The following is a 23391-nucleotide window of genomic DNA, read 5'->3' as shown; positions in this document are numbered from 1 at the left end:
CGCCGGCCCTCGGCGTCACCAGAGGACCTCGATACGACTTGTCGTTCCCTGCGAACGGTCCGTGTCTCCCCTATCGTGAAGAAAAGACCGGCAGGCTGCTGGGGAGCCCTGGATGGGACTGTCTGCGCGGATGGACGCCTTCCAGCGGCGTCACAAGACGGCGGGTATTGCCCTTGCCGTGGCCTACAAGTTCTTTGACGACCAGGGCACGTACCTTGTCGCTCTGCTGACCTACTACGCCTTTCTGTCGCTGTTCCCTCTGCTTCTGCTCCTTGTCTCGGCGCTCGGAGCGCTGCTCCAGGACAACCCGCAGCTGCAGGAACGCGTCCTGCACTCGGTGCTGAGCAAGTTCCCGGTGATCGGGGAGCAGCTGGGGCACAACATCCATTCCTTCCGCAGCAACGGCTTCGCGCTGGGAGTGGGCGTGGTGGTCAGCCTCTACGGTGCGCTCGGCGTCGCTCAGGCCGCACAGCTCACCCTGAACAAGATCTGGGCCGTCCCGCGCTACCGGCGCTCCGATCCGCTGCGATCACGGCTGAAGGGCATGCTGTTCCTGGGCGTTGTGGCAGCAGGCCTGGCCGCCACGACCGGTCTGTCCGTCGCGGCATCGGCCAGTCGCGTCTTCGGCAGCCACCTCGGGGTCGAGGTGCGGTTCGCTGTCACCGTTGCGGCGATCGCGCTCAATGCGGTGGTCCTCCTGCTGACCTACCGCATGCTCACCCATCGCGAGATCCCGGCACGGCGCCTTCTGGGAGCCTCGATCGGCGCGGCCTGCGCGTGGCAGGGCCTGCAGTGGGCCGGGACGTACTACGTCAGCAATGTGCTGCGGGGTGCCAGCGCCACCTACGGCATGTTCGGCATCGTGCTGGGACTGGTCGCCTGGATGTATCTCACGGCTCTGGTGTTCGTCGTGGCAGCCGAAGTGAGCGCGGTGCGCCTGCACCGGCTGTGGCCCCGCAGCCTGATGACTCCCTTCACCGACGATGTACAGCTCACCTGGGCGGACCGGCGGGCCTACGAGTCCTACGCGACCACGGAGCAGTACAAGAGTTTCGAGGAGATCAAGGTCTACTTCCACCAGAGACCTCCGCCACCGGACGACACCGAGAACTCGTAGCCGATCGACGCCTGAGCCGACGACCGTCGGGTCCACGTTCGGCAGGACGGCAGCCGAACCGCGGGTCCAAGGTGACGAAGCGGACGTGTCGGAGCGGCGTGGCCATCCGTTCTCCTTCTGGTCGTCCGCCGGCTACTGGCCTGCCCACCCACTCACAAGGAGATCGACCGATGGTCGCCAGCAGTCTTGTCCTCATCTCCAACGCAGGTGGCGTGGGCCGCAGGGTCCTCGACCGGCTTCGCGCAGAGGACGTGCCCGTTCGGGTGATGGTCCGCCACGACGACGACCGTGCGGCCGACATGCGTGCCCTCGGCGCGGAGGTCGTCACCGGCGATCTGACCCGGCCCGAGAGCGTCGCGGCCGCGCTGGAGGGCGCCGGGCGGATGTACTTCGCGATGCCTGTGTCGCCGGACCATCTGCTGGCGACAACCGTGGTGGCCAGCGTGGCCCGCGAGTACGGAGGGCTCGACGCTCTGGTCGACATGTCCCAGATGACCGTGTCGCAGATGACCGCCACCAGCACCGCGGAGTCGCAGCAGCAGCGGCTGCACTGGCTGGCGGAGCAGGTACTGAACTGGTCGGGCCTGCCGGTGGTGCACATCCGGCCCACGTCGTTCCTGGACAACGCGCTGTTCACCACACTGGCGGCGCGGTCGATCCGGGAGAACGGCACGATCGCGCTGCCCTTCGGTACCGGGCGCACGTCGCCCGTCGCCATGGACGACGTCGCGCGGGTGGTCGCCACCGTGCTGCGCGACCCGGCCCCGCACGTCGGCAACGTCTACGAGCTCACCGGGCCCCACACGGTCGACATGAGCGAACTGGCCGAGGAGTTCTCACGGGCGCTGGGTCGCCCGGTGTCCTATGTGGACGTGCCGCTGGACCAGTGGCGCACCCAGGTGCTCGCGAAGGTGGGCCTGCCGCCGCACACCGAACAGCACATCGCCACCATGGCCCGGCTGCACCGTGAGAACCGCTACGACCGCGCGTCCGACGACGTCGAACGTGTGACGGGCGCACCCGCCCAGACGATCGAGGCGTTCGTGGCCGCGCGCAAGGACATCTACCTCGGCTGAGCCGCACCCACCGGCCCCGTACACGCGCCACGGAAGCATCGGCCCGCGCCCCGGCCCTGCCGGAACGGCGCGGGCTGTGACAGGGGCCGGGCTGGACGGCGGTCACGGCGAACACCGTTGCGGTGTCAGCAACGGTCTGTGTCACTCAGTGCGGCCGGAACGAAATGTGCTGTGACGGGCGGCAGTTGGGGAGCCGCTCCTCGAGTGATCCGGCCGTGTCGCAGTTGCGTAATGGCCAGATGTGCCATCCCCCGACCATTGCCCCGCGCAGGAAGCGACCCGATCCTCCAGTTGGTTTTCCGATCTTCGCTTCCTTGAGGGGTGCTCCTTGCCTATCGTTCCGAGACTCAGAACAGGGCCGCTCGCGCTAGCCGTCGTAGCCGCCCTGGCGGCGGGCGGCATACCGGCCACCGCCGCGCTTTCGGGGGATGCGGCCGGTCCGGTACCGGCCGTCGACGCGGTCCAGCAGCACAGCGTCACCCTGATCACCGGTGACAAGGTCACGATCGGCACCGCCGCCGACGGCAGCACCGTCCGCTCCTTCGAAAGCCCGGACGGGCGCACCGCCGGTTTCCACCGCGCCGTCATCGACGGCTCGACGTATGTCTACCCCGACGAGGTCCTTCCCTATGTCAGCGCGGGGAAGTTGGACAAGCAGCTGTTCAACGTGACCCAGCTGATCGCGGACGGGTACGACGACGCGCACGCCGCCCGGTTGCCGCTCATCGTCCGTTACTCCGATGCCGCCGCCAAGTCCCGGACCACGCCGAAGGTGGCCGGCTCGACCGTCGTCCGGCGCCTCGACAGCATCCAGGGCGCGGCCGTCGCACAGAACCGCAAGCAGGCCTCGGCCTTCTGGTCCGCGCTCACCGGCGCTTCCGGTGCGGCGGCCCGTTCGGCGAGCCCGGCGTTCGCGGGCGGCATCGCCAAGGTCTGGCTCGACGGCAAGGTGAAGGCCGACCTGGCCGACTCCACCGCCCAGATCGGCGCGCAGCAGGTCTGGGCGGAGGGCGACACCGGCACGGGCGTGAAGGTCGCGGTGCTCGACAGCGGTGTGGACACCGAACACCCCGACCTGACCGGACAGGTCGACACCAGCGCCAGCTTCGTCCCCTACGAGGAGGACGTCGCCGACTTCAACGGTCACGGCACCCACGTCGCCTCGACCATCGCCGGCACCGGCAGCGCCTCCGACGGCAAGGAGCGGGGCGTCGCCCCCGGCGCCAAGCTGGCCGTCGGCAAGGTGCTGGACTCCGAGGGCCGAGGCCAGGAGTCCTGGATCATCGCGGGCATGGAGTGGGCCGCCCGGGACCAGCACGCCAAGATCATCAGCATGAGCCTGGGCGGCGGCGGTGACGCCACCGACCCGATGAGCCAGACGGTCGATCAACTCAGCCGCGAGACCGGCGCGTTGTTCGTTATCGCGGCGGGCAACGGCGGCCCGCACGCCATCAGCAGCCCCGGCGCCGCGGACGCCGCGCTGACCGTCGGCGCCGTCGACTCCGCGGACCATCTCGCCGACTTCTCCAGCCAGGGCCCGCGGGACGGCGACGCCGGACTGAAGCCCGAGATCACCGCGCCCGGCGTCGACATTCTCGCCGCCCGCTCGCACTACAAGCGGGGTGCCGGCTACTACACCACGATGAGCGGTACGTCGATGGCGACGCCACACGTCGCCGGCGCAGCCGCGCTGCTGGCCTCGGAGCACCCCGACTGGACCGGCTCGCAGCTGAAGGAAGCACTGGTCAGCAGCGCGAAGGCGACCCCGTCGTACACGCCGTACCAGGCGGGCGCCGGGCGGCTCGACGCGCTGGCCGCGGTGCACGCCTCGGTCTTCGCGACCGCCAGCGCCTACTCCGGATTCCACACCTGGCCGCCGAAGCCGGGAGAGACCGACGTGCAGAAGGTGACGTACACCAACGTCGGCGACGCTCCGGTCAGCCTCGACCTGGCGGTCGACGGCACTGTCCCGGCGGGGTTGTTCTCCCTCTCCGACGACCGGATCACCGTTCCCGCGCACGGCACCACTTCGGTCGACCTGACCACTCAACTGGACCGGTTGACGGCCGACCAGCCGATCAGCGCCATGATCACCGGTACGGACGGCAGCGGAACCGTGCGGGCCCGGACCCTGATCGGCGGCGCCCGCGAGGGTCAGCGCCAGCACCTGACGGTCGTCGCGAAGGACCGGTCGGGCAAGCCGCTGGCGGGCAGGGTCGTCCTCAGCGCCGAGCACCTCTTCACGGTGATGGACCTCGACGCGTCCGGCACCGGCACGCTGCGGCTGCCCGTCGGCAACTACAGCGGATGGCTCACGGCCGACGTGCAGGGGGCCGACGGGCCGCACTCGCGGGGCATGGCACTGCTCGCCTTCAACGACGTGCAGTTGGACCAGGACCGCACCGTCACCCTAGACGGCCGGAAGGCCCGTCGGATCCTGGCCCGTGTGCCGCAGCAGACCACCGCTGTCGCACCGCGCCTGGACGTCCACCGGTCGTTCACCGACAGCCTGGTCGAGACGTCCATGCTGCCGGACCCGTCCTACGACAGCATCTGGGCGCTTCCGACCGGCAAGAAGGTCACCACCGGCGAGTTCGAGTTCGGTGCCCGCTTCCGCCTGGAGCAGCCGGCGCTGACGCTGGGCACTTCGCGTACGACCTACGCCGACCCGCTGGTCAAGCGCGCGGCCAAGCCGCTGCCTGCCGGCACCCGGACGCTCACGGCGGTCTACGCCGGCGAGGGCACGGCCCAGGAGCTTGCGTGGCAGGACGTGCGCGGCAAGGCCGTGGTGGTCCGGGGCAGCGACCCGGCCACGATCAAGGAGCAGGCCGAGGCCGCCGCGACCGCGGGCGCGCAGGTGCTCGTGGTCGTCAACGACGGCATCGGCCGGCTGCAGCCCTGGGACGAGACTCCCTGGAGCCCGGAGAGCCCGGCCCCGCTGACCGTGGCGACCCTCAACGCGGACCAGGGCGCCGACCTGATCGACGCGCTGCAGCACGGAGCGGTCAAGCTGAAGGTCGCCTCGCACCCGACCACCGACTACGTCTACGACGTGGTGCACCACTGGTCCGGCGCGGTCCCGGCGGACCCGACCTGGCGGGAGGAGTCCAAGGACCTGGGCAGGGTGGACGTCTCCTTCCGCAACTACCGCCAGGGTAAGGCGATGGAGTTCCGCCCCGACGTCTGGCGCGGCTGGGCCGTCGGCAACCAGATGACCGTTCCCGCCCAGGGCGAGCGGACCGACTGGGTCACCTCCGACGCCAGCTGGCTGGACGACGCCTTCATCCAGGGCGAGACCGGGCAGCACTCCTTGGACGTTCTGCGCTACCCGGCGCGGAAGACCGGCAAGGTCTCCTGGTTCGGGCCGATCCAGCGGCCCCGGATGGGCCCGATGGGCTATCAGCCGGTGCGGTACCTCGACACCATGTACATCACCGCGCCCGGCTGGGGTGACTCCGGCGCCGGCCACGTCGGCGAAGCCGGAGCCAACTTCGACGTCAAGGACTGGGCCGGGCTCTACCAGGGCGACCAGCTGCTCGACTGGGGCAACGCCGAGTGGCTGCAGGTTCCCGCGCTCGCCGCGGAACAGCTGCCCTACCGGCTGGTGGTCGACAACGACCGGGGGGCCTGGGCCAACCCGTACTCGACGCACACGCTGACCGAGTGGAACTTCACCTCCGCGGTCACCGGAAGCGATTCGACCGTGTCACTGCCGCTGATCCAGCTCGACTACGGCGTGGACACCGACAAGGCGGGCCGGGCGGACCGGCACACCCAGCTGACGGTCACCGCTTCCCACCTGCCCGGCACGACTGCCGGCATCGGGAAGCCCTCCCTCGAGGTCTCGTACGACGACGGGGCGACCTGGCAGCGGGCCGACCTGGCCGGCCACGGTGACGGCTGGGCCACGGCCCTGCGCGCGCCGAAGTCCGCTGGCTTCGTCAGCCTGCGGGTCACCGCGCGCGACAGTGCGGACAACAGTGTCTCGCAGACGATCACCCGGGCCTTCGGCCTGCGCTGACGTCGCCTGACATGCTCACCCGCCGGTCGGGGCCGCCTGCTGCGGCTCCGGCCGGCGTCAGGCTGTGCGGTCCATGACGACCGGCGGTCGCCGACGATCGGGGACGATCCGGTGGTCCGGGATCAGTTCCACCGACGGTGCAGGAGCTGGTCGAGCAGCAGATAGGCCCGTTGCTCCGCCGCGGCGAGCTCGGGGGGATCGATTCCCGCGGACCACAACTCACCGGCCGCGGCGTCGTCGGCCTCGCGCAACTCCACCACCGCCGCCGCCAGATCCATCGAGACGTTCGGGTGCGGTGGCCCGGAAGGGGCGGCGAGCGCCCGCTCCGCGCGTTCGGCCGCGCCCTCGCACGCGGCGTGCGCACGCTCCACCCGCACCGCGGCATGGTCGTGGACCACCACCAGTGCGCAGACCAGGCCCACGACGATCCCCAGGAGGCTGGCCAGCCCCCGGTCACGGACGAGTTCGCCGGCGGACACCGGGGCGGCCAGGTCGCTCAGCAGCAGGGCCAGCGGCGTGAGGAAGACGACGCCGAGGCCGTAGTTGCGGACCACGACGTATTCCAGCAGGAACTCCATGAGCACGATCACCAGGGCGAGGACCACGGGGCCGGGGTGTGCGGCCAGCACACCGAGGGTGAGCAGCAGTCCGACGACCGTGCCCAGAGTCCGCTGGGCCGCACGCTGTGCCGTCGTGCGGATGTTGACCGAGTGCAGCACGGCGGCCGCCGAGATCGCCGCCCAGTAGCCGTGTCGTAGCCCCAGCAGAGCGGCAAGCCCACCTGCCACCCCCGTGCCGAGGACCATCCGCAGCGCGGGAACGATCCGGACCGGGACACGGCCGGGGCCGCCGGGGGGCCGCTCCATCATCAGTTCGGAGGCACGCCGTGCGGCGGGACCGGACTGTGCCACGGCTGTCCCGGCCGCGCGGGCGACCGCGTCGTCCGGTGCCTTTGGAGCCAGGGGCACCAGCTCGGGCAGCACCGGGGGAAGTCGGCGGCGCCGGTCCGCGAGGAGACGGGCCTGCCGGCGCAGGGCCTGCGCCGTGGCGCTGGAGTCGTCGGCGGACCGGCGCGCGGAGCTGATCAGCAGCGACCAGGACACGTCGGTCAGGGTCACCACGGTCCCGGTCCCGCCGGGTTGCTGCGTGTGCGTCGGCGGCGTGAGACCGAGGGAGTCGTATGCCCGCAGGACGGCTGCCGTCGCTCGATGGCGCGTGCGGCCGGTCGCGAGCCCGCGGTCGGCTGCTTCCAGCAGCTCCGCGAGGGCGCGCAGGGCGGCGGCGACCGCGAGTCGTTGAGGGCGGTCCGGATGGACGAACCGGCCTGCCACCGCCAGCGCCCAGGCCACCGCCGATGCCGCCGCGGCCAGCCCGGTCTGCGGGAGGACGGCGGCCGGAGCGGTCGAGCTGTTGGCTGCCACCGCGAAGGAGAAGAGCAGCAGAACCGCGCCCAGGCCGCCCAACCGCGTCGCATCACAGACGAACTTGGCCAGCCCGGCGACCAGGGCCGTAGCCGCCACCACCACGACCTCGCCGGTTCCTCCCGCGCGTGGATCGAGCCATGCGGCGAGCGCCGAACCGCAGCCCACGCATGCCGTCATGGCCACCCCGACCAGCGCGAGAACGCGAGCCCGGCGAGGGTAGGGCAGATTGCGCCCGAACGTGGTGGTGAACGAGCCCAGCATGGCGTAGACAGCGAGATCCGGCCGCCCGGCCAGCGCGATCGGCAGCGCCACCATTGCCATGGCCAGGGCCGCGCGCAACGCGAAGAGGAAGGCTCCGTCCACCTCTTTCAGGGCCAGCGCACCGCGGGGAGAGAGCACCCGCGTCACCCGGGCGACCGATCGCCGCCGTCCCTGCCGTCTGTCAGGGCCGTCGCCGGGCTGACCGGCGGGGGGACCGCTTCGGTTCTGGCTCATGACTTCCCGGTTGCCGCTGTCCGCGGTTCCCCCGGCTCGCCGCGGCCGCAGTCGTCGAAACGGTGGCCGGTGTGGGCGTCCGCGCGACGTCAGGTATCGCCGCGACACAGACATCGCCCGCTCATCACTGTGCCCGATGTACGCGGGGCAGGCCTCTCGGCAGAGGTCCTGCCCCGCTCCTGTACTCGCCTCCGTCCCCTGCCCGTGGGCGTCAGCCCTGGGCGGGCTCGCCGATCCGCCTGACCTCCAGCAGCATCGCCTGGTCGGGGTTGAGATTCGGCATGGGCAGTCCTGCGACCGCGAGCACCGCGCCGGGCAGGGTCAGCCCGCCCTCGAGTGCCTGGGGCAGCCAGGCCGGGCCCGAGGTCTGGTGCAGGGACGGCAGGCCCAGTTCCGTACGGACCCTGACCTGGTAGGTCGCATCGGCGGCCAGTCCGGGCAGGCGTACGCGGCCGGACTGCCCTTCGGGGGACGTGGCCACCCGCGCCCAGCAGTACAGCGCGGCGGACTGGTCGTGCGCCACCACCCCGTGCAGCAGTGTCGCGTCGCCGGCGAGGTCGGCGCGGACCGTACGGCCTCCGTGCAGCAGGGGCCGCAGTTCCCGGTAGAGCGCGGTCCAGGCGGTGAGCCGGGCGAGTTCCTCGGGGGTGCACCGGGTGATGTCCTGCTCGATGCCCGTGTGCCCGAACAGGGCTGTGGCCAGCCGAAAGCTGTCGTAGCTGATCCGGGCGGTGGTGTGGCTGGTGGCCGCGCCGACGTGGGCGCCGATCAGCTCGGGCGGCAGAAGCTGGGTGGTCCAGCGTTGAATGGCCTGGCGCTCCACCGGGTCGTTGCAGTCCGAGGCCCACACCCGGTCGGTACGGGCGAGGATGCCCAGGTCGATCCGGCCGCCGCCGCTGGCGCAGCTCTCGATCTCCAGCCCGGGGTGGCGCTCCTTGAGGGCGTCGAGCAGCCGGTAGAGCCCGAGCACCTGGGCGTGCGCGACCGGGCGGTCGGCATCACCGTGCACGGCCTCGTGCAGCTCCCGGTTGTGGTCCCACTTCAGGTAGGCGATGCCGTACTTCTCCACCAGTGCGTCCAGCGCACCCAGCAGGTAGTCCCACACGGCGGGGTTGGAGAGGTCCAGGACGTGCTGATGACGGGAGGACGGGCCGACTCCGCGGGCCGGGCCGAGCACCCATTCGGGGTGTTCCCGGGCCAGGTCCGAATTGAGGTTGACCATCTCCGGCTCGACCCACAGCCCGAACTCCATGCCGAGCGAACGCACATGGTCCACCAACGGCGTCAGTCCCTCGGGCCACACCACGGGGTCCACGGTCCAGTCGCCCAGCCCGGAGTGGTCCGAGCGGCGCCCGCGGAACCAGCCGTCGTCCAGCACGAAGCGCTCGACACCGACCTCGGCGGCCTTGTCGGCCAGCCGCAGCAGACGGTCCAGGTCGTGGTCGAAGTAGACCGCCTCCCAGCTGTTGAGGATCACCGGGCGGGGGGTGCGCGGGTGGGCGGGCCGGGCCCGCAGCAGGGCGTGGAAGCGGTCGGCGAGTCCGTCGAGCCCCTGGCCGGACCAGGCGAAGTGGCATACCGGCGTGGTGTAGGACTCCCCCGGGGCGAGCCGGATCTCCCCGGCCCGCAGCAGCTCTCCCGCGCCGAGCACCGCGGCGTGGGCGCCGGCGCCCTCCGGCAATTGCTCGACCAGATACCGCTGGTCGCCGCTCCAGGCGATGTGCACACCCCACACCTCGCCCTCGCGGAAACCGAACCCGGGCACGCCCACCGCCACGAGGTACGGCGAGTCAAGGCCGGGCTTGCCCCGCCGCACCTGCCGGGCGTAGGTGCCGTAGGCCAGCGGGCGGCGCTGGGGAGAGCGCTCCCGGCTCCACTTGCCGGTGAAGTCCAGGATCTCCCCGGCCCGGCGGGGCAGCGGAAGCAGGGTGGTGACCTGCGCGAGGTCGTAGGGCGCCGGGTCGGCGTCCTGCTGCCGGGTGATCCGGGTCTGTACGCCCAGCACTCCGGAGGGCTCCAGCCGGTAGGTGACGGTGGCGTCGAGTCCGGCTCCGGGGTCGGTGAGCCGCAGGGACAGCTCGCCGCCCTCGGCCTCGGGTCGGTAGGAGGTTTCGGCAAGGCTCAGCCGGGGCGCGGCCGAGGTGCCGGCCAGGTGGCCCTCGTGGGCCGGGGTGCCGGACCAGCCGTCCGCCTCCGTGGGCCAGACGGTGAAGCGTCGCGGGATGTCGATGGAGTTGTTGAGCACGGCGGGCTCGTCGGTCAGCGCGAGGGCAGCCAGTCCCTCCTCGGACAGCTCGCCCAGGTCGGCCCCCCAGTGCAGGACTCTTGGCACCGGCTCGGTGAGCTCCACGACGAGTGAGGTGCCGGCCGTGCGCAGGGCGAGGATCCCCGGGATGGTGTCGGACATACAGAGCCCTTTCCCTTTGTCCGGTCCGCCGGACGCGCCCTGGTCGTGGGCCGCGTCCGGCGTCCGGTCACCAGTTGCTGTCGGACGTTCAGTGCTGCGCGAGCAGCGTCTTGCTCTTGTCCTGCATGTCGTTGAAGACGGAGTCGTTCTTCTGGCCGGCGAAGTAGGCCTCGAACAGCGGCTCCAACGCGTCCTGGATGGCGGCGCCGTTGCCGTAGACCGGGGACGGGTAGAGGACATTGTTCTTCATCATGTCCGTGAACACGGACAGATCCACGCCGTGGGCGGCCAGGGCCTTGGCCGACGCGTCCATGGCGGCCGGGATCGAGGGGAAGAAGGTGCCGGTCTGCGACGCCTTCGACTGGCAGGACTCGGAGCCCATGAAGGAGATCCACTTCCAGGCCAGGTCCGGGTTCTTCGTCCCGGCCCAGATGTTGTTGCCGTTGGAGTTGCTCAGAACGGCCCGGGTCTTGCCGTCGGGGCCGTACGGGGTGGGCGCGATGCCGACCTTGATGCCCGGGAGCTTCACGAAGGTCGCGGCCTCCCACGAGCCGGCACTTTCCATGGCGACCTTACCGGACGCCAGGAGGTCGACGTCGCTGACGCTGTTGGCGAAGTCGCCGATCTTGGGCGCGTAGCCCTTCTGCGTCAGGGAGCGGATCCAGTCCATGGTCTTCACGAACCGCGGGTCGCTGTAGTCGAACACCGTCGGCCAGGTGGGCTTGTCGCCCAGGCGCCAGCCCGTGGTGTCGACCAGAGGGCTCCATGTGGTCTGGCCGATGAAGTCCTTGGCCGCGACCTGTCCGTAGCCGTAGGTCTTGATGTGGGACTTGTCGAAGCCGGGCTGGTCGCCGCGCCGGCCCTTGGAGTCGATGGTCATGTGGGCGATCATCTTGCCGAGCGTGCCGCCGTTGTCGGGGTTCCAGTTCAGCGAGTCGACGTCCTGCTTGGTGTACCCGGCCTTGGTCAGCGCGTCCGCGTTGTAGTAGATGCCGGTCGCCGCCCAGTCCAGCGGGAGCGCGTACTGCTTGCTGTCGGTGAACTTCCAGGCGTCCACGCCCACCGAGAAACGGGACAGGTCGAACTTGTCCTTGGAGATGAAGCTGTCGAGCGGCATCAACTGGTGCTGGGAGGCGTAGGCCTGGAAGAACTGGACGCTGTTCTGGAACGCGTCGGGTGCGTTGCCGGCCACGAACCCGGCGGTCAGCTTGGTGAAGTAGTCGTTCACGTTGTACTGGGAGATCTTCACCGTGACGCCGGGATTGACCTTCTCGAAGTCCGTGGCGCACACCTGGTAGGCCGCGGCCTGCTTGTCGTCCCAGGTCCACCAGTTGACGGTCTTGGAGCCGCCGGCGCTGGAGGAGCCGGAGGAGCAGCCGGAGACCACTGCCGCCAGAGTGAGCGTGGCGCCCAGGGCGACGGCCTTTCGTATGCCCGTGATTCTTTTCATCGTTCCTTCTTTCGGGGTGGCACGGGGGGTGCGTGGGACGGCGACGCTTGCGGACGGGACGACGATTTGAGGAGCGCGCCGAACGCGCTCAGGGCCATGACCAGGTCTTCGGGGCCGCCGGCGTCATGGCCGTTGAACTCCCACAGACGCAGCTGCTTGGGCCCGGAGTAGGCCTGGTAGGCGGCGATCGCGGTGACCGGCGGGCACACCTCGTCGCGCAGCCCCGCGGAGAACCAGGCCGGAGCGGTGGCCCTGCGGGCGAAGCCCAGTCCGTCGAAGTAGCTCAGCGTGCGGAACGTCTGCTCGACCCGGTCGCGGCGGGCCCCCAGATAGCCGATGAGCTCGGCGTACGGATCCGCGTCGGTGAGCCGGGTGGCCTGCCGGATGTCGCAGAGGAAGGGCGCCTGGAAGTGGGCGGCCGACAGGTCGGGTACGAGTCCGGCGACCGCGAGCGCGATGCCGCCGCCCTGGCTCGGGCCGACGACGGCGACCCTGGCCGCGTCGACGAGGTCGGAGCGGCTGCGCAGGGCCTCGACGGCGCGGACGGCATCGGTGAACACCCGCCGATAGACGTAGGTGTCCTTGTCCTCGATACCGCGGGTGAGGAAGCCGGGATACGCGGGGCCGCTGCCGACCGGGTCGGGGGTGGCACCGCCGCCCGCCCATGCGCCTCCCTGTCCGCGCGTGTCGACCAGCAGGTGGGCGTACCCGGCGGAGGCCCACAGCAGATCGTCGATGGGTGCGCCGCGTCCGCTGCCGTAGCCGTGGAACTGCACGACGGCGGGGAGTGGCTCGGTCCGCTGCCGGGGCATGCGCAGCCAGCCGCGGACCGGATGGCCGGCGAAGCCGGGAAAGACCGCGTCGTAGACGTCCACGGTCTCCAGACCGGTCGCCACGGACGTCAGCTCCAGCACGGCTGCCTGATCGGCGCGGGCCTCGGCGAGGGTGGCTTTCCAGAAGACGTCGAAGTCCGCCGGCTCGCGGTAGGTGCTGCGGTAGGAGAACAGCTCGGGCACATCCTGCTCCGTCAGCACGGCACCGGCTCCCCCCGCTGGCGCAGGTCCGCGCCGAGCGTGACCTGGGTGCCGACCGGGATACGGACCTCGACGACGCGCTCTCCGTGGCGGATCCGGACCGGCTCGGCGCCGTCGCCGGCGATCCGGCGCACGGTGGCCGAGTTCGGGGCGCCGTCGCTCCAGGTGAAGTCGACGGCGAGACCGCCGCGGCAGCGCAGGTCCGTCGCCTGGCCGTCCGGCCACTGCGCGGGCAGGGCGGGCAGCAGATGGACGGTGCCGGTGTGGCTCTGCACCACCATCTCGGTGAGGGCGGCCATGAAGCCGAAGTTGCCGTCGATCTGGAAGGGCGGGTGGGTGGAGAAGAGGTTGGGCAGCAGCCCGCCCCAGCGGGACCCGTCGACCGGGGCATCGGTGCCGGGATCGCCGTCGAGCGGGCGACTCGCCTCCAGCAGGAGGGATCGGGCCGTCGCGGCATCGCGCAGCCAAGCCCGTAGAGCGATCTTCCACCCCCAGGACCAGCCCATGGCGCCGGGGCCCCGCCGGTCCAGCAGCTTCAGCGCGGCCCGGGCCAGTTCGGGCGTCCTCTCCGGATCGATGAGACCGAGGGGGTGCAGAGCGATCAGTTGGGAGAGGTGACGGTGGTGGGGGTCGGCCTCGGGCAGGTCGTCGGCCCACTCCTGCAGCCAGCCGCCGGCCGAGATCCGCGGCGGCCGCAAGCGGGGCAGGGCGGCGCGGATCTCGGCTGTCAGCGGGCTGTCCAGGGTCAGGAGCTCGGCTGCCTGCAGGGTGCGGTCGAAGGTGGCCTGGATCAGCGCGATGTCCATGGCCGAGGAGCGCGTCAGGGACCTGGGGCTGCCGTCGGTGTCGAGGAAGAGGTTCTCCGGTGAGGTGGACGGGATCGTGTCCAGAAAACCGGTGCCCTCGTCGACGAGCCAGTCCAGCAGGAACTCGGCGCAGCCACTGAGCAGCGGCCAGGCCCGGTTCCGCAGGAAGCCGAGGTCGCGCGTGAACTCGTAGTGGTCCCACAGGTGCTGGGACAGCCAGGTGCTGCCCATCATCCAGATCGCCCACGAGGGGTTGCCATGACCCATGCCGACCGGCAGCGCCCAGCCCCACATGTCGGTGTTGTGGTGTGCCACCCAGCCACGGGTGCCGTAGACCTCTCGCGCGACCTCGGTGCCACCCGCGGCGAGTCGGTCGAGCAGATCGAACAGCGGCTCGTGGCAGGAGGCGAGACCGGCCGCTTCCGCACCCCAGTAGTTCATCTGGGTGTTGATGTTGATGGTGTAGTTGGAGGACCAGGCCGGCCGCAGGTCGGCGTTCCAGATGCCCTGGAGGTTGGCCGGAGGCCCGACGTGCGGGCGGGAGGCGCAGGCCAGCAGATAGCGGCCGAGCTGGAACAGAACGGTGGCGGTGAGGAGTTCGTCGTCCCCGCTGAGGATGTCGCGCGCCACGTCGTAGGTGCCGGCGCGACGCGAGCCGATACGCAGGGCGGTGCCGCCGAGCAGGGCGCGCACTTCGTCCTCGTGTGCCTTCAGCAGGCTGCCGGCGCCCTGGGCGGCGGCCCGCTCGGCCGCCACGGTCGCGGTCGCCAGGTGGGTGGCGCGGTCCACGGTGGCCTGACCCTTCCAGTGGAGGGCGGCGTTGGTGGAGCTGGCGAGGGTGATCAGGAGGTGGGAGGCGCCGAGGACGAGGAGGCTGCCGTCTGCCGCGGTCACCTCGCCGTCAGTGGTCAGAGCAAGTGCGAGGGCACCGAAGGGGTCGTAGCCGTCGACGGGTCCGTCCGCGTACCGCAGTGGTTCGGCGACACCGGGTTCGTGCGCGGGCGCTCCGTCGACCGGTATCTCCACGCCCAGGGTCAGGCTGCGGACGGTGGACGAACGGTGGACCTCACGCAGCGGCGTGGACAGTTCCACCCGCAGGTCCACGGTGCCGCCGTCCGCGTCCACCGCCGTGCACAGGGCCCCGGCGACGGCATCGGCCCAGACCCGGCGGCGGACGGTCGTGCCGTCCAGGCCGAATCCGTCCTCGGCGACCGCGGAGTCGAGGTCGAGGGTCCGGCCGTGGTAGTCGGCCTCTTCGCCGCCCTCCACCGTCAGCCAGAGGTCGGCGTAGGGCAGGTACTCCTGGCTGTACGGCCCTTCGAAGGTCATCAGCAGCGCCTCGGCCCGATCCTGGTCCCCGGAGCGGATCGCGGCGCGGACCTCTTCGAGCCGCTGGGGGCCGGCACCGGCCGCGCGCACCGCGGCGAGGGCGGCGGCCGGGCCGCCGGGGGTGCCGGACCACACGGTGGAGTCGTTGAGCTGGATCCGGGCCCGGTGGGCGCCGCCGAAGACCATCGCGCCGAGCCGGCCGTTGCCGACGGGGGCGGCCTCGGTCCACCGGCCCGCGGGCGCGGGCCACTTCAGCACCAGGTCGGTGGGGTGCATGGCTGTGCCGTCCTATCGAGGTGTGCTGCCGTGGGTTACTTGAGGCCGGAGAAACCGATGGAGTTGACGATGCGCTTGCCGAAGGCGACGAAGAGCAGCAGCATCGGCAGGGCCGCGATGAGGGCGGCGGCCATCAGGCCCGCCCAGTCCGGCGCCGCCTGTGGCGAGGACTGCTTGAAGACACCGAGCGCGAGGGTGAGTGGCTGCACGTCCGGGCCGTTGGTGATGAGCAGCGGCCAGAAGTAGTCGTTCCAGGCGTTGACGAACATCAGCAGGGACACGGTCGCTATGGGCGCGGACGACATCGGCAGGATGATCCGGAAGAAGATCCGCAGCGGTCCGGCGCCGTCGATGATCGCGGCCTCTTCGACTTCGCTGCTCAGGCCCAGCATGAACTGCCGCAGGAAGAAGAGCGTGAACGCCTGGAAGAGGCCGCCGGGCAGGATCAGTCCGGCGAAGGTGTTGGTCAGCCCGAGATCCTTCACGAAGACGAAGTTGGGCAGCAGCGTGAACACGCCGGGCACCATCAGGGCGCTGATCAGAATGTTGAACACCAGGTTGCGGCCACGCCAGTGCAAGCGGGAGAAGGCATAGGCGGCTGCCGCGGAGAGCAGCACGATCAGCGCCGTCTGAACGGACGCGTAGATCAACGAGTTGCGCAGATAGAGCGCGATGTCGAGGGAGGCGCCGGAGCCGCCCTGAGCCTGGGCCTGCGCGGTGGAGGCGATGCCCAGGGCCCGTTCGAAGGCCCCCCAGGTGAAGCCCACGGGCAGTGGTGAGGACGGGTCGGTCGCCAACTGGTAGTTGTTCGACAGCGCGGTGCGCAGAATCCAGTAGAACGGGAAGAGGGTGACCACCACGACGACGGCCAGGTAGATCCAGGCAGCGATCCTGCCGGGTGAGAGCCTGCGGGTGTCCTGCCGGGGCCGGCGGCGCAGGACGGCCGCCTGGCCGGGAGTGATGCTGACAGCCATGTCGGCCTCCTTCAGTTCAGGTCGGATTCGTTGGCGCGGGCGAGCCGCAGCTGGGTGAAGGTGACCGCGATGAGAAGCGCGAACAGGGCCAGCGACATGGTGGCGGCGTAACCGAAGTCGAACTGCCGGAAGGCCTTGTCGTAGATGTACATCTGCAGCACGTTCGAGGCATTGGCCGGGCCGCCCTTGGTGGTGACCTGGACGATGTCGAACACCTGGAAGGAGTTGATCACGGTCAGGACGACCACCATGACCAGGATCGGCCGCAGCAGAGGGACCGTCAGCCGACGGAACATCTGCACTTCGCTCGCTCCGTCGACCCGGCCGGCCTCGTAGATGGTCGGCGGGATCGTCTGCAGGCCGGCGAAGATCAGCAGGGCGTAGTAGCCCATCCACTTCCAGACGCTGATCGCGGCGAGCGAGGGGATCGCCCATCCCCCGCTGCCGAAGAAGAGGATGGAATGGCCGGTCAGATGCTTGATGACAATGCTGATGATGCCGAGGGTCGGGTCGAGCATCCACTGCCACACGAGGGCAGCGATGACGTTGGAGATCAGGAACGGCAGCAGGATCACGCCGCGCAGCGCTGACGATCGGGTCACCCGATGCAGCACCACCGCCGTCGCCAGCGAGACCAGGGTGCCGAAGCCGACGGACAGCACGACGAAGTAGACGGTGACCAACAGCGAGTGCCAGAAGACGTCGTCACCGAACATCTCGCGGAAGTTGGCCAGTCCCACCCACTGCGGCGGGCTGAGGACGTGGAAGTCGGTGAAGCTGAGGTAGATGCCACGCAGGGTCGGATAGGCGAAGAAGACCGCGAATCCGGCGACGGCGGGGAGGATGAGCAGCAGTGCGACCGGCAGGTCCCGGCGTCGGGCCGCCGCCGACCGGGTCGTGGTGGGGGAATGCGGCTTGCGGACCTGACGGGTCATTCGGATCTTGCGGAGCTTCGTGGAGGCGGCGGCCGTGGTGGTCACCGCGGCGGACGACGGTGTGGCCGACGTCGTGGGGTTGCCCTGTGATGTGACCACCACGGCACACTCTCCTCGGTGTCAGACGGATGGAGGACGGGGCGGAGCCGGACGGCTGATCAGAGGGTGATCCGGTCCACGTCGGACACGTAGGCCGAGGGGTTGCCGAAGGTGATCGTGTTGGCGCCCGCCTTCAACTGCACGGGCACGGTGATCGACTGCGGGCGGCCCCAGTTGTTGTCGTTGCTGCCGGGCAGCGGCAGTTGGAAGGACTTGCCGTTGGCGGTGACGACGACGGTGCGGCCGGAGGAGCCGTCGGTGTAGTCGAGCTTCATCAGGTACGTGCCGTCCTTGGGCGCGGTCACGTTGCCGATGGCCACCGATCCGGTGTAGCCGAGATTGCCGACCTTCTTGCCGCCGGAGCACTCGGAGCAGTCCGAGAGGGAGGCGTTGCCACTGAGGGTGTTGCCGGGCGCCTCGGCCTCGTACGAGACCGGTCCGCCTGCCGCGGGCGTGGTGATCGCCACGGCCTTGCTGGGCGAGGACTCGTGCCCCTTGGCATCGTGGGCGACCACGGTGAAGGAGTAGCCGGTGCCGGCGCTGAGGCCACTGAGGGTGGCGGAGGTGCCGGTGACGGTGACGGCCTTCGAACCGTTGGCGTAGACGTCGTAACCGGTGGTGGCGGTGCCCGAGTTCACCGCGTCCCAGGCGAGCGAGACGCTGGTCGCGGTGGAGGCGGTGCCGTGTACGGCGAGCGGGACCGCGGGGTTCTTGCCGGTGCTGGGCGGCGTGATCCGCAGAAGACGCGAGCCGTGCGGGGGCAGGTTGTCGGTGAAGGAACCGCCGACCGAACCCAGGTTCTTGTGGCTCCACAGATCGCGGACCGCGGCCTTGCCACTGATGCCCAGGTCGCTCCAGTCGGCGGTCACGTCCGAGTAGCCGCCGCCGAGGTTGAACAGCGCCACGGTGTAACTGCCGTCCGCGTTACGGGCGTACCAGACCTGCTGCGGGGTGTCCTGGCTGACCGGCTTGGCCGGGTTGCCCGCCTGGTCGACCGCGATGACCTCGTCGTTGGTGAGCAGCTTGAGGCCGTAGGAGTCGAGCTTGGTGAGGTCGTCACCGATGTACAGCGGGGCGGACTCGATGGCCCAGAGCGTCATGTAGCTCTGCCGCTCGGTCTCGTTGATGCCGTCGAGGGGACCGGCGCCGACGTCGAGGGAGTCGAGGTTGTTCCAGTGCCCGGGACCGGCGTCGGGTATCCACTGCACGACGTCGTTCCAGCGCTGCTTCACCGAGTTGTTCCAGGTCACCAGCGTGTCGCAGTAGCACTCGACGTCCGTGTCGACCCGCCACCCGTTGGAGTTCGCCTTCCAGACGTCCGCCTGGTTGTGGCTGAGCGACCAGGACAGGATGAACTCGATGGGACGGCCGGTGTTCTGCAGCGCGGTGTGCCACGCCTTGATGTCGGGGACGTTGTTGTGCGCCTCGTCGCCCTGGTTGGAGCCGGGTCCGACTCCGTCGATCTTGAGGAAGTCCACGCCCCAGCTGGCCAGTTCGTCGGCTTCCGACTGGATGTACTTGGTGGTGCAGGGGCTGGCGAAGTTCAGCTGGTAGGAGACGTTGTCCCAGCCGCTGGTCTTGCGCAGGTCCGGGTAGACGATGTCCTTGGTGGTGCAGCCGGGAGCGTTGTAGATCGGCGTGTTGCCGTTGTTGTAGTAGTCCTGGTAGAGGCCGACCGCCAGGTAGAGGCCGAACTTCAGGCCCTTCATGTGCAGGTAGTCCCCGACGTACTTCATGCCGTGGGGGAACTTCTTGAGATCCGCGGTGGGACGGGCGTAGCCGTCGCCGACGTTCTTGCCGTTGTCGACGTTCCAGCCGGCGTCCACGTTCACGTGGTCGTAGCCGTGGGACTTCAGCTTCGATGCCAGGACGTCGGCCTGCTGCAGCACATGGGCTTCGGTGAGCCAGTTCTCCCCGCCGTAACCGGGGAAGTTGGTCGATTCGAGGCTCCAAGTGCTGTAGCCCATATACGGCTTGGCGGCCACGACGGGCGCGGCGGCGGAGGCCTGGGGGCCGGAAGACACTTCGGGATCGGCGGCGCGCGCGGCGGCGGGCACGGCGAAAGCCACCGCGAGTGCGGTGGCACAGGCGAGCGTGAGACGTGCGGGTCGAGCTTGACGAGCCATGGATGTACTCCGTCTGGGCGCGACTGCAGGCGGACTTCCCGCCTGAGGGATCGGGGGTGCCGGGAACCCCTCGGCGGTGGTCGTCCCGGAGCACCACCGAGGGAGAGCTGAGACCGTCGGGGACGAGTGGCCTCGCTCCTCCCCGGCGCGACACCGTCCAGTCCGCTCCGGCGAGGAGTGCGGCGAATGTAGCCAGGCTTTCCTTCCAGCGTCAACATAGTCGGCACCAATAAATCCGATGTCTTCTTCGGAAAGCCTGTACAGCGAGGCGTTTTCCCTACCACGGGGGCATATAGATGGGATGACCGGCGCCTTGTCTTAGTTTCCTCAAGAAATGTATGGTCACAGCATGACCCTTGCCGACCAGCCGCCCGCCGCCGTCCTGGTCTTCCAGACGCTGCTGCAGCACGGCCCCCTCAGCCGCGCCGAGATCGGACGGCGTACCGGGTTGTCGGCGGGAGCCGTCACCAAGGCGGCCACTCCGCTGATCGCCGACGGCTGGATCACCGAGGCCGGCCGCCCCGTGGAGCGGGCCAATGGCCGTCCGGCGACGCCGATCGCCGTACGGGCGGAACGTGCCCGCTTCGCCGGGGTGAAGGTCACCGGGGACGAACTCATCGGCGTACTGGCCGATCTGACGGCCCAGCCGCTCACCTCCCGGCGCACCGCCCTGAGTTCGCGTGACGTGGGCACCGTGGTGCTGGCGATCGCCGGGCTGGTGGATCAACTGCGGGCCGCGGCGGGCTTGGAGGAGGCCGACGCGATCCACAGCATCGGCGTGACCATCTCGGGCGACGTGGACGGACAGACCGGCACCGTGCAGTACTCCCCCTTCCTGAACTGGCGCCGGGTGCCACTGGCCCAGCTGGTGGAGTCGGCCACCGGGATCGCGACGGTCATCGAGAACGACGTACGGGCCCTGACCGTGGCCGAGCAGTGGTTCGGCGCGGGCGCCGGCCTGTCGTCCTTCGCCCTGGTCACCGTCGGCGCCGGCATCGGCGCCGGGCTCTCGATCGGCGGCCAGGTGGTGTCCGGGGCGCACGGAGTGGCGGGCGAGGTCGGCCACCTCCCGGTGGGCGGCAGCGACCGCATCTGCACCTGCGGCAACACCGGCTGTGTCGAGGCGGTCGCCTCGACACACGCGATCATCGAACAGGCCCGCCAGGCCGCCGTCGACCCCGCACTGACCATGGACGAGGCGGTACGCCGCGCGCACGCCGGCGACCCGGCCGTCGGGGCGGTCTTCGCCCGCGCCGGACATGCCATGGGCCTGGCGCTGGCCTCCATCGCCAACCTCATCGGCCCGGAACGGATCATCATCTCCGGTGAGGGCGTGGCCTCCTACGACCTGTTCGCCGACCAGATCCGGCAGACCTTCGCCGCCCATGCGTTCGGCGCCGCCGCGGACTGCGACCTCGTGGTCCGGCCGCTGCCGTTCGAGGAGTGGGCCAGAGGCGGCGCCGCGGTCGCGGCCCAGCGGGTGTTCGCTCCGGCCAAGTAGGCCACCCGGCAGTCGCTCCGGGAGTGGCGCTCCGGGGGTGTCGGTGCCGGCTGTTTCCGTCCGGCTCCGACGCCGCGCGCGAGCCGGCTCAGGTCGCGCCGGTGCGGCGAATTCGTCCGCCTCGTGCAGCAGATCCATCAGGGTCGCCCGGGCGCGGGCCACTCGGGAACGGACCGTCGTCATGCGTGGGTACGGCTTCTTGCCCGGCGTCGCACTCAATCCACCTGGCGTGATGCGAGCCGGTGCGAGGGCCGGGAAGCGCGAGCGCACGCCGTCCCCCTTCCCCGGCGCCCCGGCACACGGGTGACACGCGCGTCTTCCCACGGCACGCCGGGTATCCCTCGGGCAGTCCCCGCGACCGCCGGTCCCGGACACCGGCGCGCCGCAACGGCACGCCCACGGAGGTAGCAAGCATGACCGACATCAGCGGGCTGCAGCCCGTCGCCACGTTCTGCGGCAACTGCAACTGCGGCTGTCCGCAGTTGTTCGTCGACCCGAGCGCACCGTCCGACCGCCGGATCGTGCTCACCGATGACTTCGGCCAGCGCGTCCAGATGAGCGCCGACCAGTTCTCGTCGCTCGTCGACGACGCCAAGGCCGGAAAGCTGGACGGCATCGCCCTGCCCTGAAGCCGGATTCCGGTCACGCCATCGGCTTGCGCCCGGGCCCGGAGGAACGCGGCCTGCCCTGGGCGGCCGGCATCTCCTCCACGTCCGGGACTCGTCCGTGTGCCGGATACAGCCACCAGCACGGGGGGCGGGCCATGTTTCACGGTGGCATTACCGACAGACGCGCCGTTTTCCGTGATAACTACTCAAAACGCATGTGTTCGGAAGCTGTGGTGAGGCCGGAACGCGGGTCGAGATGATGCACGGTCCCGCCGGACGGCCATGCGCTGCAAGGCCACACATCTCACCGACGAAAGGTGGACGGGCGTGCGGCATTACGATCTTGTGGTCGTGGGGGCGGGCACCGGCAACATGCTGCTCGGCGATGAACTCGCCCGTCTGCGCACCGCCGTCGTGGAACCGGGCCGTTTCGGCGGCACCTGCCTCAACAGAGGCTGCATTCCGAGCAAGATGTTCGTCCTCGCGGCCGACGCGGCCAGGGGCGCGCGGGCGTCAGCACGGCTCGGTGTCCACGCGAGCGTCGACCACGTGGACTGGACCGCCATCCGCGACCGGATCTTCCACCGCATCGATCCGCTGCACGACAGCGCGCTGACGTATCGCAGGAACAACGGCATCGATGTCTACACCGAGGAAGGACGCTTTGTCGCGCCGAAGGTGCTCGAGGTCGGAAACGAGCGGATCACCGCCGACACGTTCGTCATCTCCGTCGGGTCACGACCTGTGGTGCCGGACATCCCCGGCCTCGACTCCGTGGCCTACCACACCTCGGACACCATCATGCGGATCGACGAGGTGCCCGCATCCCTGGCCGTCATCGGCGGCGGTTTCATCGCGGCCGAGTTCAGCCATGTGTTCGGCGCGTTCGGCAGCGATGTCACGATCGTGCAGCGGGGGCCGCGCCTGCTGACCGGAGAGGACGAGCAGATCTCGGCGCGGTTCACCGAACTCGCGTCGCGGCGCCACCGCGTGCTTCTCGACGCCGCGGTCACCTCCGTCGAACCGAGCCCGGAGGGCGTGACACTCACCGTGTCGTGTCCGGACGGCGAGCATGTCGTCAGGGCCGCGGCGCTACTGGTCAGCGTCGGCCGCCGGCCCAACACCGACCGCCTGGACGCGGCCGCCGGAGGCCTGGAACTCGACGAACACGGCCACATCACGACCGACAGCGCCTACCGCACTTCGGTGCCGGGGGTCTGGGCACTCGGCGACGTGGCCAATCACTTCCAGCTCAAGCACATGGCGAATGCCGAGTCGCGTGTCGTGCGGCACAACATCCTCCATCCGCAGGACCTCCACACGCTCCCCTACAAGATCACCCCGCATGCCGTCTTCACCGACCCGCAGATCGCGAGTGCCGGACTGACCGAGCAGGAGGCAAGCCGCCGCGGGATCGAGTACCTGGTGAGTGTCCGCGACTACGCGGCGACCGCGTACGGATGGGCACTGGAGGACACCACCAGCTTCGTGAAGGTCCTGGCGAACCCTCACGACCGGATGATCCTCGGCGCACACATCATCGGCACACAGGCCGCGACACTCATCCAGCCCCTGATCCAGGCGATGACGCTGAACCTGACAGTGGACCGCATCGCCCGGGACGTGCTGTACATCCACCCGGCACTCACCGAGGTCGTGGAACAGGCCCTGCTGGCCCTGTGACTGTGAACGGGTCGCGCGTGCACGGGTCCG

At 70.1% G+C, this 23391-nt stretch carries 14 protein-coding genes; 6 read left to right on the top strand and 8 right to left on the bottom strand.

What is annotated here, in order from left to right:
• Window positions 1-112: 112 nt before the first annotated feature.
• From ACQEXA_RS48285 to ACQEXA_RS48275, 3 genes are all read left to right on the top strand, one after another.
• A complete protein-coding gene (locus ACQEXA_RS48285; RefSeq protein WP_432924137.1) occupies window positions 113-1117 on the top strand; it encodes a YihY/virulence factor BrkB family protein in 1005 nt (334 codons plus the stop codon).
• A 170-nt stretch (window positions 1118-1287) separates the two neighbouring features.
• Window positions 1288-2193, top strand: a complete 906-nt coding sequence (locus ACQEXA_RS48280) for an NAD(P)H-binding protein (protein ID WP_432924139.1) — start codon at window positions 1288-1290, stop codon at window positions 2191-2193.
• Window positions 2194-2521: 328 nt separating this feature from the next.
• Entirely contained in the window at window positions 2522-6214 is a 3693-nt protein-coding gene (locus ACQEXA_RS48275) for a S8 family serine peptidase (protein ID WP_432924141.1), read from the top strand.
• Window positions 6215-6336: 122 nt separating this feature from the next.
• Here the strand turns inward: ACQEXA_RS48275 and ACQEXA_RS48270 are convergent, their stop codons facing one another.
• The 8 genes from ACQEXA_RS48270 to ACQEXA_RS48235 all read right to left on the bottom strand — a co-directional run bounded on the left by ACQEXA_RS48270 (window position 6337) and on the right by ACQEXA_RS48235 (window position 19569).
• Window positions 6337-8133, bottom strand: a complete 1797-nt coding sequence (locus ACQEXA_RS48270) for an FUSC family protein (protein WP_433133030.1) — start codon at window positions 8131-8133, stop codon at window positions 6337-6339.
• Window positions 8134-8344: 211 nt separating this feature from the next.
• Window positions 8345-10540 (bottom strand): alpha-galactosidase, encoded by a 2196-nt coding sequence (locus ACQEXA_RS48265; protein WP_432924145.1) that lies wholly within the window; start codon window positions 10538-10540, stop codon window positions 8345-8347.
• A gap of 88 nt (window positions 10541-10628) precedes the next feature.
• Complete coding sequence (locus ACQEXA_RS48260; protein WP_432924147.1) at window positions 10629-11990, bottom strand: ABC transporter substrate-binding protein; 1362 nt, start codon at window positions 11988-11990, stop codon at window positions 10629-10631.
• Window positions 11987-13024, bottom strand: coding sequence for an acetylxylan esterase (locus tag ACQEXA_RS48255; protein WP_432924149.1), 1038 nt, complete (start codon window positions 13022-13024; stop codon window positions 11987-11989). Before ACQEXA_RS48255 ends, ACQEXA_RS48260 begins: the two co-directional genes overlap by 4 nt.
• Window positions 13018-15435, bottom strand: coding sequence for a glycoside hydrolase family 95 protein (locus ACQEXA_RS48250; RefSeq protein ID WP_432924151.1), 2418 nt, complete (start codon window positions 15433-15435; stop codon window positions 13018-13020). Before ACQEXA_RS48250 ends, ACQEXA_RS48255 begins: the two co-directional genes overlap by 7 nt.
• A gap of 35 nt (window positions 15436-15470) precedes the next feature.
• The gene (locus ACQEXA_RS48245) at window positions 15471-16409 is read right to left on the bottom strand and encodes a carbohydrate ABC transporter permease (RefSeq protein ID WP_359400253.1); all 939 of its coding nucleotides are present in this window, start codon (window positions 16407-16409) and stop codon (window positions 15471-15473) included.
• An 11-nt stretch (window positions 16410-16420) separates the two neighbouring features.
• Window positions 16421-17446 (bottom strand): carbohydrate ABC transporter permease, encoded by a 1026-nt coding sequence (locus ACQEXA_RS48240; protein ID WP_433133028.1) that lies wholly within the window; start codon window positions 17444-17446, stop codon window positions 16421-16423.
• Between the two features lie 56 nt (window positions 17447-17502).
• Window positions 17503-19569 carry a fibronectin type III domain-containing protein gene (locus tag ACQEXA_RS48235; RefSeq protein WP_432924156.1) on the bottom strand — a complete coding sequence of 689 codons (2067 nt, stop codon included), beginning with the start codon at window positions 19567-19569 and terminating at the stop codon, window positions 17503-17505.
• Between the two features lie 349 nt (window positions 19570-19918).
• Between ACQEXA_RS48235 and ACQEXA_RS48230 the strand changes: the two genes are divergently transcribed.
• The 3 genes from ACQEXA_RS48230 to ACQEXA_RS48220 all read left to right on the top strand — a co-directional run bounded on the left by ACQEXA_RS48230 (window position 19919) and on the right by ACQEXA_RS48220 (window position 23361).
• Window positions 19919-21070: an ROK family transcriptional regulator gene (locus tag ACQEXA_RS48230; protein WP_432924158.1), complete on the top strand. Its 1152-nt coding sequence runs from the start codon at window positions 19919-19921 to the stop codon at window positions 21068-21070.
• A gap of 413 nt (window positions 21071-21483) precedes the next feature.
• On the top strand, window positions 21484-21699 hold the full coding sequence (locus tag ACQEXA_RS48225) for a hypothetical protein (RefSeq protein ID WP_432924160.1): 216 nt from the start codon (window positions 21484-21486) through the stop codon (window positions 21697-21699).
• A gap of 306 nt (window positions 21700-22005) precedes the next feature.
• Window positions 22006-23361, top strand: coding sequence for a mycothione reductase (locus tag ACQEXA_RS48220; protein WP_432924162.1), 1356 nt, complete (start codon window positions 22006-22008; stop codon window positions 23359-23361).
• The last annotated feature ends 30 nt before the right edge of the window (window positions 23362-23391 follow it).

It is taken from the genome of Streptomyces sp. CA-106110, assembly GCF_050936285.1.
GTDB lineage: Bacteria > Actinomycetota > Actinomycetes > Streptomycetales > Streptomycetaceae > Streptomyces.
The sequence above is the reverse complement of the archived record's forward strand: the minus strand, read 5'-3'. Positions and strand labels throughout refer to the sequence as shown.

Excerpts from the sequence above, each read along its gene's own strand:
- ACQEXA_RS48245 (WP_359400253.1), bottom strand. The coding sequence starts at position 16,409 with ATGGCTGTCAGCATCACTCCCGGCCAGGCGGCCGTCCTGCGCCGCCGG.
- ACQEXA_RS48235 (WP_432924156.1), bottom strand. The coding sequence starts at position 19,569 with ATGGCTCGTCAAGCTCGACCCGCACGTCTCACGCTCGCCTGTGCCACC.
- ACQEXA_RS48265 (WP_432924145.1), bottom strand. The coding sequence starts at position 10,540 with ATGTCCGACACCATCCCGGGGATCCTCGCCCTGCGCACGGCCGGCACC.
- ACQEXA_RS48250 (WP_432924151.1), bottom strand. The coding sequence starts at position 15,435 with ATGCACCCCACCGACCTGGTGCTGAAGTGGCCCGCGCCCGCGGGCCGG.
- ACQEXA_RS48230 (WP_432924158.1), top strand. The coding sequence starts at position 19,919 with ATGACCCTTGCCGACCAGCCGCCCGCCGCCGTCCTGGTCTTCCAGACG.
- ACQEXA_RS48285 (WP_432924137.1), top strand. The coding sequence starts at position 113 with ATGGGACTGTCTGCGCGGATGGACGCCTTCCAGCGGCGTCACAAGACG.
- ACQEXA_RS48225 (WP_432924160.1), top strand. The coding sequence starts at position 21,484 with ATGACCGACATCAGCGGGCTGCAGCCCGTCGCCACGTTCTGCGGCAAC.
- ACQEXA_RS48280 (WP_432924139.1), top strand. The coding sequence starts at position 1,288 with ATGGTCGCCAGCAGTCTTGTCCTCATCTCCAACGCAGGTGGCGTGGGC.
- ACQEXA_RS48270 (WP_433133030.1), bottom strand. The coding sequence starts at position 8,133 with ATGAGCCAGAACCGAAGCGGTCCCCCCGCCGGTCAGCCCGGCGACGGC.
- ACQEXA_RS48260 (WP_432924147.1), bottom strand. The coding sequence starts at position 11,990 with ATGAAAAGAATCACGGGCATACGAAAGGCCGTCGCCCTGGGCGCCACG.